Below are 10,235 nucleotides of genomic sequence, written 5' to 3'. Positions count from 1 at the left end.
CCTCCGTGCGGTGAAGATTCGACACCTCCACCACACACGGGGGCCTTCGCCACGATCAAGACCGGCCAGCGTTAACAACGCTCGTGATCAATACAACTAGGGCGCCAGGATGTCCAGTTCCTGGAGGGCGCCCACGGTGATCTCGCGGGTCAGCTGTTCGGCGCGGGCGGCGTCGCCCGCGCGCACCGCCTCCGCGACCTGCACGTGCAGGGTCACGGCGGCCGGGTCGGGGTCCTCGAACATCACCTCGTGATGGGTGCGCCCGGCCAGCACCTCCGCGACGACGTCGCCGAGGCGCGCGAACATCTCGTTGCCCGAGGCCGTGAGGATGACCCGGTGGAAGGCGATGTCGTGGACCAGATACTCCTCCAGCCGGTGGCCGCGCGAGTTGGACACCATGCCCAGTGCGCACTCGGTGAGTTCGGCGCACTGCTCGGCCGTGGCGTTCTTCGCGGTCAGGCCCGCCGCCACCGGCTCGATCGCCGAGCGCAGCACGGTCAGGGAACGCAGCTGGTGCGGGCGGTCGGCGCCCGCGAGGCGCCAGCGGATGACCTGCGGGTCGTAGACGTTCCACTCGGCCTTGGGACGGACCGTCACGCCCACCCGGCGACGGGACTCGACCAGGTGCATGGACTCCAGCACCCGAACTGCCTCGCGCATCACGGAACGTGACACCTCGAAGTGCTGTGCCAGCTCGTCGGTGCGCAGAACGCTGCCCGGCGGGTACTCGCCCGCGGTGATCGCGGGACCGAGGGTGTCCAGTACGTGGCCGTGCAGCCCTCGGCCCGGTGTGCTCATGCACTCAGAGTACGGCGTGGATCACAGAGCCAAAAAGTCAGACTTATATGTCACACACTCTTGAATTAGTCGTACCTAATGGGTTTCAGTGTGGCGACGCCGGACGTCGGCGTCGGATGTCGAGGAAGACAGCGAGGCAGCCATGCGCACCCCCCAGGTCGTCGTCGTCATGGGCGTCGCCGGGACGGGCAAGACCACGATCGGTCCTCTGCTCGCCGCCCGGCTGGGCGTCCCGTACGCCGAGGGCGACGACTTCCACCCCAAGGCCAACATCGACAAGATGTCGGCCGGGATCCCGCTTCAGGACGCCGACAGATGGCCGTGGCTCGACGCCATCGGTCACTGGGCGCACGGGCGGGACGGGCTCGGCGGGGTGGTCAGCAGCTCGGCGCTGAAGCGGTCGTACCGGGACCGGCTCCGGGCCGTGGCGCCCGGGATCGTGTTCGTGCACCTCACGGGCGACCGGAGGCTCATCGAGGACCGGATGTCCCACCGGCAGGGTCACTTCATGCCGACCGCCCTGCTGGACTCCCAGTTCGCCACGCTCCAGCCCCTGGAGTCCGACGAGCCGGGAGTCGCCGTGGACGTCAGCGGCAGCCCCGAGGAGATCACCGGCCGAGCCGTGAAGGCACTCGACGCGCTTTCCGAGACCTCCGCGTAACACCCCACCCCCGTCCCCCGTACCTGCAAGGGAACCCCCGTGACCAGACTCAGTGTCGAGATGCTGGCAGCGGACACCGTCCAGCCCATCACCTCGGCCGGCCACGCGCAGCTCGGCATCGCCGTCCTGGCGGGCATCGCCGTCATCGTCCTGCTCATCACCAAGTTCAAGCTCCACGCCTTCCTGGCGCTGACCATCGGGTCGCTGGTCCTCGGGGCCGTCGCCGGGGCACCGCTGGACAAGGCCATCACCAGCTTCACCACCGGGCTCGGCGCCACGGTGGCCGGCGTGGGCGTCCTGATCGCGCTCGGGGCGATCCTGGGCAAGCTCCTCGCCGACTCCGGCGGCGCCGACCAGATCGTCGACACGATCCTCGCCAAGGCGGGAGGACGTGCCATGCCCTGGGCGATGGTGCTGATCGCCTCCGTCGTCGGCCTGCCGCTGTTCTTCGAGGTCGGCATCGTGCTGCTGATCCCGGTCGTGCTGATGGTCGCCAAGCGCGGCAACTACTCCCTGATGCGCATCGGCATCCCGGCGCTGGCCGGTCTGTCCGTGATGCACGGCCTGATCCCGCCGCACCCCGGCCCACTGGTCGCGATCGACGCGGTCGGCGCCAACCTGGGCGTGACCCTGGCGCTCGGCATCGTTGTCGCCATACCGACGGTGATCATCGCCGGTCCGGTCTTCTCCCGGTTCGCCGCCCGCTGGGTGGACGTCCCGGCCCCCGACCGCATGCTCCCGCAGCGCACGACCGAGGAGTTGGAGCGCCGGCCCGGCTTCGGCGCGACGCTCGCCACCATGCTGCTGCCCGTGGTGCTGATGCTGGCCAAGGCGCTGGTGGACATCGTCGTCGACGACCCCACCGACATGACCCAGCGGGTCTTCGACGTCGTCGGCTCCCCGCTGATCGCGCTGCTCGCCGCGGTGATCGTCGGCTTCTTCACGCTGGGCCGGGCCGCCGGGTTCGGCAAGGACCGGCTCCAGCAGACGGTCGACAGGGGCCTGATGCCCATCGCGGGCATCCTGCTGATCGTCGGCGCGGGCGGCGGCTTCAAGCAGACGCTGATCGACTCCGGCGTCGGCCAGATGATCCTGGACATCTCCAAGGACTGGTCGATCCCGGCGCTGCTGCTGGCCTGGCTGATCGCGGTGGCGATCCGGCTGGCCACCGGCTCGGCGACGGTGGCGACGATCTCCGCGGCCGGTCTGGTCGCGCCGCTCGCCGCCGACATGTCGACCACCCACACCGCCCTGCTGGTCCTCGCCATCGGCGCCGGCTCGCTCTTCTTCAGCCAGGTCAACGACGCCGGCTTCTGGCTGGTGAAGGAGTACTTCGGGCTGAGCGTCGGACAGACCGTCAAGACCTGGTCGGTGATGGAGACGATCATCTCGGTGGTCGCCGGCGGCCTGGTCCTCCTGTTGTCCCTGGTGATCTAGGAGCGGTACGGCGATGACGGCTCACCCCCTCTTCGACATCGACGGCCGTACGGCCCTGGTCACCGGCTCCAGCCGCGGTATCGGCCTGGCGCTGGCCCGGGGCCTGGCGGAGGCCGGCTGCACGGTGGTCCTCAACGGGCGCGACCCGGACCGGCTGGCCGAAGCGGCCGCGGAACTCCCCGGTGACCGCATCCGCACGGCGGCCTTCGACGTGACCGACGGTCCGTCCGTGGCCGCAGGGATCGCGGACGTCGAGGAGCGGGTGGGCCCGCTCGACATCCTGGTCAACAACGCGGGCATGCAACTGCGAGCCCCGCTGCTGGAGTTCACGGACCCGGACTGGCACCGGATCCTGGACACCAACCTCACGAGCGCGTTCCTGGTCGGCCGAGAGGTGGCCCGGCGGATGACGGAACGCGGCCACGGCAAGATCATCAACATCTGCTCGCTGCAGAGCGAGGTGGTACGGGCCGGTATCGCGCCCTACGCCGCCACCAAGGGCGCGCTGAAGATGCTCACCAAGGGCATGTGCGCCGACTGGGGCCCGTACGGCGTCCAGGTCAACGGGCTCGGACCCGGCTACATCGAGACCGAGCTGACCCGACCCCTCGTCGAGGACGAGGAGTTCAGCGCCTGGGTGCGCCGCCGCACCCCGGCCGGCCGCTGGGGCCGTACCGAGGACCTGGTGGGCGGGGTGCTCTTCCTCGCCTCGCCCGCCGCGGACTTCGTCGCCGGGCAGATCCTGTATGTCGACGGCGGTATGACGAGCGTGCTCTGAGAGGGGCGGCGGACATGCTGGGTTGTGTGATCCACGGCGCGGGGGAGCTGCGCGTGGCGGAACTGCCGGACCCCGAACCCGGGCCCGGCCAGGCCCTGGTGGCCGTCCGGTACGGCGGTGTGTGCGGCTCCGACCTGCATTACTGGCGGCACGGCGGTGTCGGGGACTTCCGGCTCAGGGAGCCGATGGTGCTCGGACACGAGGTCGTGGGCACCGTGGTCTCCTACGGCTCCGGAGCCACCGGTCCGGCTCCGGGTACGGCCGTCGCCGTGAACCCCGCCACCCCCTGCGGGCGGTGCCCGGAGTGCGGTGCCGGGCGGGCGAACGTGTGCCGGGACACCCGGTACCTCGGCAGCGCCGCCCGCTTCCCGCACGTACAGGGCGGGTTCGCCGGTCAAGTCGTGGTACCGGCCGGGCAGCTGAGGCCCCTTCCGGACGGGCTCGGGCTGCGGCGAGCGGCGCTCGCCGAACCGCTCGCGGTGGCGCTGCACGCGGTGCGACGGGCCGGGGACGTGTCCGGCCGGCATGTGCTGGTCACCGGGGCCGGCCCGATCGGATGCCTGGTCGTCGCCGCGGCGAAGGCGGCCGGCGCGGCACGGGTGACGGCGACCGACCTGCTGCCCGAGGCGCTCGGGTACGCGGCCCTCGCCGGCGCCGACACCCTCGTCCGGGCCGACGACCCGGACGACACCGGGTGGCCGGCCGAGGCGGACGTGGCCGTCGAGGCGTCCGGAGTCGCGGCCGGCCTCGACACCTGTCTACGGCTGGTGCGGCGCGGCGGCGTGGTCGTCCAGCTGGGGATGCTGCCGCCGGGACGGTGCCCCTTCCCCGGGAACCTCCTGGTGAGCCGGGAGATCGAGCTGCGGGGCGCGTTCCGCTTCGACACCGAGTTCGACGAGGCGCTGCGGCTGCTCGCGGCCGGCGGGGAGTTCGACGGGCTGATCAGCGCGGTCGTTCCGGTACGGCAGGCCGAGGCGGCGTTCGACCTGGCCGCCGACCGGAGCCGGTCCTGCAAGGTGCTGCTCGACTTCGGGCACTAGACGGCCGCTCGAGCGCCCGGCATCGGCAGCGGCGGCAGCGCCGCCCCGTACACCCACGCCTCGAACAGCCCGTCCACCGGCTCGTCCGCGAACCGGGCCACGTGCGCCGTGAACGCCGACGTCGTCACCGAACCGTTCCGGTGCAGCCGCACCCAGCTGCGCACCATGAGGAAGAACGCCTCGTCGCCCAGCGCGCAGCGCACCGCGTGCAGGGTCAGCCCACCCCGCTCGTAGAGCCGGTCGTCGAACATCGACTTGCGGCCCGGGTCGGCCAGCCGGAGGTCCTGCGGCAGCGTGGACAGCAACCGGTGTGCGGCGGCGGCCAGTTGCTGGGCACTGCGACCGCCCGAACGCTCGGACCACAGCCACTCCGCATACTTGGCGAAGCCCTCGTTCAGCCAGATGTGCCGCCAGTCGGCGATGGACACGCAGTTGCCGAACCACTGGTGTGCCAGCTCGTGCGCCACCAGCCGTTCCGACCCCCGCGCCCCGTCCACGTGGTTGGAGCCGAACAGCGACAACCCCTGTGCCTCCACGGGCACATCGAGTTCCTCCTCGGTCACCGCGACCGCGTACTCGTCGAACGGGTACGGTCCGAACAGCTCCTGGAACTGCTCCATCATCGCGGGCTGCCGCGCGAAGTCCCGGGAGAACTCGGGCAGCAGATGCGCCGGGATGTGTCCGTGCTGCGGGACGCCGCCAGGTCCCGGGTCGCCCAGCAGCACCGTCTGGAACTTGCCGATCGCGAGACCGACCAGATAGCTGGACGTGGGCGCGGCCTGCTCGTACACCCAGGTGGTCGTCGAGGCCTTCGTCGTACGGGTCAGCAGACGCCCGCCCGCGACCACCGCGTACGCGGACGGCGTGGTGACCGAGATCAGGTACGACGCCTTGTCGGCGGGCCGGTCGTTGCACGGGTACCAGGACGGCGCCCCGATCGGCTGGCTCGCCACCAGCGCCCCGTCCGACAGCTCCTCCCAGCCGATCCCGCCCCAGGGGCTCGACACCGGGCTGGGGTTGCCGGACCAGTGCACCTCGACCGTGAAGGCGGCCCCGGCCCGGATCGGCTTGGCAGGGCGGATGCGCAGCCTGTCGCCACGGTGCGTGTAGTGCGGCTGCCGGCCGTCCACCCGCACCCGGCCGATCTTGAAGTCGGCCAGGTTGAGCTGGAACTCCGTGAGCGCCGTCCGTCCCGCGATCGCGTTGATCCGGGCGGTGCCCGCCAGCCGGTTCGGACCCGGGCGGTAGTCCAGCGTGAGCTCGTAGCGGTGCACCCGGTAGCGGGAGTCACCGTTGTCCGGGAAGTACGGGTCCGGGCCGACCGGCTGCTGAACTGCCACTGCTGTGTCCGCTCCCTGCGCTGTGCCACCACTCCGTGCCGGTGCACCGCCCACCGGCCCCGAAAGGGCTGCGCTCACGGACGCCATGCCTCGATCGGGTTGCCGAGCCAGCGGGTGTCGTCCGGGACGGACTCCGCGGCCATGACGAGCGACGCGGGGCCCAGGGTCGTACGGGCCCCGACCGTGCTGCCGGGCAGCACGATCCCGCCAGGGCCCAGTGTGGCGCCCTCACGGAGGACCACAGTATCCGTCCGCAAGATCCGGTCGTGGAAGAGGTGAGTCTGCAGGACGCAGCCGCGGTTCACGGTGGCCGCGTCCTCCAGGGTCACCAGGTCCGTCTCCGGCAGCCAGTAGCTCTCCACCCAGACGCCCTTGCCGATGCGGGCGCCGAGCCCGCGCAGCCACGCCGTCATCACCGGGGTCCCCGGCACGGCCCCGGCCAGCCACGGCACGGCCACAACCTCGACGAACGTGTCCGCCAGCTCGTTGCGCCACACGAAGGAACTCCACAGCGGATGCTCCCCGGTGCGGTGCCGCCCCACCAGCAGCCACTTCGCCACGACGGAGGTGAGCGCGGCCGCGGCCCCGGCCGCGAGCAGCACCAGCCCCGACAGCAGCGGCGCCCACGGCCCCAGCGCACACAGCGCCGCCACCGTCAGCGCGGCCAGCGCCGCCGAGCAGAACACCGGCACGATCCGGCACAGCTCCACCAGACCGCGCGCCCACAGCAGCCGGGCGGGCGGGTCGTAGGTGCGGCTCTGGTCCCCGCCGGCGGCACTGCGCGGCAGCTTCACCGGCGGCAGCCCCAGATACGAGGTGCCCTTCTTCGCCTTCTTGGGCGTCGCCGACAGCACGCCGACCAGGCCGCCGTCCGGCACGCTCCGCCCCGGCGCGGTCATCCCGGAGTTCCCGAGGAAGGCCCGCCGCCCGATCTCCGCGTGCCCGATCCGCACCCAGCCGCCACCCAGCTCGTACGGCGCGGTCAGCGTGTCGTCCGCCAGGAAGGCCCCGTCGCCGACCGTGGTCAGGCTCGGCAGCGCGAGCACGGTCGACACCTCGGCGCCCCGTCCGACGCGCATCCCCAGCAGCCGCAGCCACACCGGCGTGACCAGCCCGGCGTACAGCGGGAACAGCGTCTCCCGGGACCGGTCCATCAGCTGTGTCACGGTCCATGCCTGCCAGCCGACCCGGCTGTGCGTCGGGTGCGTGCCCTCGCGCAGCGCCAGGCTGAGCAGGCGTACGGCGACCAGGATCAGCAGCGCGTACGCCAGCCCGTAGGCGAGCGTGGCCGGGACGAGCCCGAGCGCGGCCCCGCGCAGGGTCCGGGCGAGGGAGGCGCCGGGCGCCACGAAGACCCGGGCGACCAGCAGTGCGGCCACGCCCGCGACGAGGGGCAGGGCATTGAGCGCGATGCCCGTCACGCCGTACATGAACCGCCAGTACGTGCCCCGCTGCGGCCGGTCCTTCGGCCAGTTGCGCTTGGCCTTGCCGAGCTTGACCGCGGGTGCGCCCGCCCACCGCTGACCGGTGGGCACCTGCCCGGTGACCGCCGACCCCGGCGCCACCTCGGCCCGCTTGCCGACCCGCGCGCCCGGGAACAGCATGCTGCGCGTCCCGACGACGGCGTGCGCGCCGACCCGCACCGGACCGACCTCCAGCCGGTCACCGTCCAGCCAGTACCCGCGCAGGTCCACCTCGGACTCCACGGCGGCCCCGCGCCCCAGCCGGAGCAGGCCGGTGACCGGCGGCAGCGAGTGCAGGTCCACCTCGGGCCCGACCCGGGCACCCAGCGCCCGCGCGTACCGCTCGAGCCACGAGCCGGTCAGCGCGGTGGCCCCGCTGAACTCGGCCAGCCGCTCGGCCGTCCACAGCCGCAGATGCAGGCTCCCGCCGCGCGGGTACCGCCCGGGCTGCAGGCCCCGCAGCAGCAGCCGCGCCCCACCCGCCGCGAGTGCGATCCGGCCGGGCGGGCTGAAGAACAGCAGGGCACCGGCCGCGAGCAGCCACCAGGGGGCGGTCGGCAGCCAGGTGTAGGCGGGCAGCAGGTTCCCGACGGCGGCCAGGACCACCGTCCAGCGCAGCCCGAGCAGGGTGAGCAGCGGGACGAGCAGCAGGAGCTGGACGGCCTGGGCGCCCAGCGGCACCGGCGCGACCGTCCGCCGCGCGCCGTCGTCCTGCGCCGAGGCCTCCAGGCGCCGGGCCAGCTTGCGCAGGGTGGGCTGCTGGTAGATGTCGAGGACGGCGGCGCTCGGGTAGCGGGTGCGCAGCCGGGTGGTGAGCTGGGCGGCGGCCAGGCTGCTGCCGCCGATCGCGAAGAAGTCGTCGCAGGCGCCGGTCACCGGGATGCCCAGCACCTCGGCCCACTGCTCGGCGAGCCAGGCCTCGGTGCCGTACAGATCGGCCTTGGGGGCCTCCACGCCCTCCAGCGGCCACGGCAGGGCGTTCCGGTCCACCTTCCCTGACGTCCGGGTCGGCAGCTCGGCGACGGGCGCGAGCAGCGGCACCAGCGCGGCGGGCAGCTCCGCGCGCAGCTTCTCGACGGCGGCCGCCCGGTCCCAGCCGTCCTGGGTGACGACGTACCCGACGAGGAGCTGGTTGCCGCTACGGGCGGTCCGCACGGCCGCCGCGGCCCCCGCCACACCGGGCAGCGCCTGCAGCGCGGCATCCACCTCGCCGAGCTCGATCCGCCGCCCGCCGAGCTTGATCTGCTCGTCGGCCCGCCCCAGGAAGATCAGTCCCTCGGGCTCGGCCTTGACCAGGTCACCACTGCGATACGCCCGCTCCCAGCCCAGCGACTCCAGCGGCGCGTACTTCTCCGCGTCCTTCTCCGGATCGAGATACCGCGCGAGCCCGACCCCGCCGATCACGAGCTGCCCGCTGCCCCCCAGGGCCACGGGCTCCCCGCTCTCGTCGACGACAGCGAGCTCCCACCCGTTCAGCGGCAGCCCGATCCGCACCGGCTCCTCACCCGTCAGGAGCGCCGCACAGGCCACGACGGTCGCCTCGGTCGGCCCGTAGGTGTTCCACACCTCGCGCCCCTCCGTGACCAGCCGCTGCGCCAGCTCGGGCGGGCAGGCCTCGCCGCCGAAGATCAGCAGCCGTACGTCGTTGAGGGTCTCGGGCTCCCACAGCGCGGCCAGCGTGGGCACGGTCGACACGACCGTGATCTCCTGCTCGACCAGCCAGGGCCCCAGATCGGCACCGCTCCTGACCTGCGACCGGGGCACGGGCACCAGACAGGCGCCGTACCGCCAGGCCAGCCACATCTCCTCGCAGGACGCGTCGAACGCGACGGACAGCCCCGCCATGACCCGGTCGCCGGGCCCGATCGGCTCGTCGGTGAGGAAGAGGGCCGCCTCCGCGTCCACGAACGCGGCGGCGCTGCGGTGCGTGACGGCCACGCCCTTCGGCTTCCCGGTGGACCCGGAGGTGAAGATGATCCAGGCGTCGTGCTCGACACCGGGCCGGGCGGCGGGGGAGCCGGTGGTGCCCTGGGTGGTGACGGTGTGACCGGCCCCGATGACGGCCCGTACGGCCGCCTCCCCGAACACCAACTCGGCCCGCTCGTCCGGATCCTCGGCGTCCACGGGGACGTAGGCGGCGCCGGCGGCGAGCACGGCGAGAATCGCCACGTACAGCTCATTGGTCCCGGAGGGAACCCGCACCCCGACCCGGTCCCCGAGCCCGACGCCCGCCTCGGCGAGCCGCCGCCGCAACCGCTCCACCTCCACGGCCAGACCGCGGTAGGTGAGGCGGTGGGTGCCGTCGTCCAGGGCGAGTTCGTCGGGGTACGACCGCACGGAGGCGTCGAAGACGTCGACCAGCGTGCGCGGTGAGGCGGCGGGCCCCGCGGAGAAGCGTGCCCTGTCGCCGAACTGCGTGCGGAACTCTTCGTCGAGCAGGCCGAGAGCACTGCTCTCGTCTATGGCTGCCATCGGTCCTCGCGTCTCGATCCCGGAAGCCTCCGGGGCGCTGGCGGGCCCGCAGGTCTGCCTGGGGTTGTCCGGCTCCAGCTCGGTAACAAGCCGGAAATATTAGTACGACGCTAGGCTTCGCCTCTTGGTCAAGCCACTCGGGAAGGCCGTCCGGGTGAGCGGGAGCGGACCGGACCGACAGCACTGACCTGCTGTTTTCATGCTCCACGAGAGATGCCCCACACGCACCGCAAGGGAGCGGACACA

The 10,235-nt window shown here is 72.5% G+C and carries 7 protein-coding genes; 4 read left to right on the top strand and 3 right to left on the bottom strand.

Annotation, left to right across the window (positions count from 1 at the left end):
* Positions 1 to 96: 96 nt before the first annotated feature.
* Positions 97 to 798 carry a FadR/GntR family transcriptional regulator gene (locus tag ACIF83_RS33030; RefSeq protein ID WP_393476250.1) on the bottom strand — a complete coding sequence of 234 codons (702 nt, stop codon included), beginning with the start codon at positions 796 to 798 and terminating at the stop codon, positions 97 to 99.
* A 142-nt stretch (positions 799 to 940) separates the two neighbouring features.
* Here ACIF83_RS33030 and ACIF83_RS33025 point away from each other — a divergent pair, with 142 nt between their 5' ends.
* The 4 genes from ACIF83_RS33025 to ACIF83_RS33010 are packed head-to-tail and all read left to right on the top strand — an operon-like array spanning position 941 to position 4,714.
* On the top strand, positions 941 to 1,459 hold the full coding sequence (locus tag ACIF83_RS33025) for a gluconokinase (RefSeq protein WP_393476247.1): 519 nt from the start codon (positions 941 to 943) through the stop codon (positions 1,457 to 1,459).
* A 39-nt stretch (positions 1,460 to 1,498) separates the two neighbouring features.
* On the top strand, positions 1,499 to 2,896 hold the full coding sequence (locus ACIF83_RS33020; protein WP_393476244.1) for a GntP family permease: 1,398 nt from the start codon (positions 1,499 to 1,501) through the stop codon (positions 2,894 to 2,896).
* A 13-nt stretch (positions 2,897 to 2,909) separates the two neighbouring features.
* The gene (locus tag ACIF83_RS33015) at positions 2,910 to 3,674 is read left to right on the top strand and encodes an SDR family oxidoreductase (protein WP_393476241.1); all 765 of its coding nucleotides are present in this window, start codon (positions 2,910 to 2,912) and stop codon (positions 3,672 to 3,674) included.
* Positions 3,675 to 3,688: 14 nt separating this feature from the next.
* Positions 3,689 to 4,714 carry an L-idonate 5-dehydrogenase gene (locus tag ACIF83_RS33010; protein WP_399732411.1) on the top strand — a complete coding sequence of 342 codons (1,026 nt, stop codon included), beginning with the start codon at positions 3,689 to 3,691 and terminating at the stop codon, positions 4,712 to 4,714.
* Here the strand turns inward: ACIF83_RS33010 and ACIF83_RS33005 are convergent.
* Entirely contained in the window at positions 4,711 to 6,054 is a 1,344-nt protein-coding gene (locus tag ACIF83_RS33005) for a M1 family metallopeptidase (protein ID WP_398140774.1), read from the bottom strand. The genes ACIF83_RS33010 and ACIF83_RS33005 overlap by 4 nt on opposite strands.
* A gap of 74 nt (positions 6,055 to 6,128) precedes the next feature.
* Positions 6,129 to 9,989 carry a Pls/PosA family non-ribosomal peptide synthetase gene (locus ACIF83_RS33000; RefSeq protein ID WP_398140773.1) on the bottom strand — a complete coding sequence of 1,287 codons (3,861 nt, stop codon included), beginning with the start codon at positions 9,987 to 9,989 and terminating at the stop codon, positions 6,129 to 6,131.
* Between the last annotated feature and the right edge of the window lie 246 nt (positions 9,990 to 10,235).

The organism is Streptomyces sp. NPDC085866 (genome assembly GCF_044541035.1).
Taxonomy (GTDB): domain Bacteria; phylum Actinomycetota; class Actinomycetes; order Streptomycetales; family Streptomycetaceae; genus Streptomyces.
The sequence above is the reverse complement of the archived record's forward strand: the minus strand, read 5'-3'. Positions and strand labels throughout refer to the sequence as shown.

Excerpts from the sequence above, each read along its gene's own strand:
- ACIF83_RS33030 (WP_393476250.1), bottom strand. The coding sequence starts at position 798 with ATGAGCACACCGGGCCGAGGGCTGCACGGCCACGTACTGGACACCCTC.
- ACIF83_RS33025 (WP_393476247.1), top strand. The coding sequence starts at position 941 with ATGCGCACCCCCCAGGTCGTCGTCGTCATGGGCGTCGCCGGGACGGGC.
- ACIF83_RS33015 (WP_393476241.1), top strand. The coding sequence starts at position 2,910 with ATGACGGCTCACCCCCTCTTCGACATCGACGGCCGTACGGCCCTGGTC.
- ACIF83_RS33010 (WP_399732411.1), top strand. The coding sequence starts at position 3,689 with ATGCTGGGTTGTGTGATCCACGGCGCGGGGGAGCTGCGCGTGGCGGAA.
- ACIF83_RS33000 (WP_398140773.1), bottom strand. The coding sequence starts at position 9,989 with ATGGCAGCCATAGACGAGAGCAGTGCTCTCGGCCTGCTCGACGAAGAG.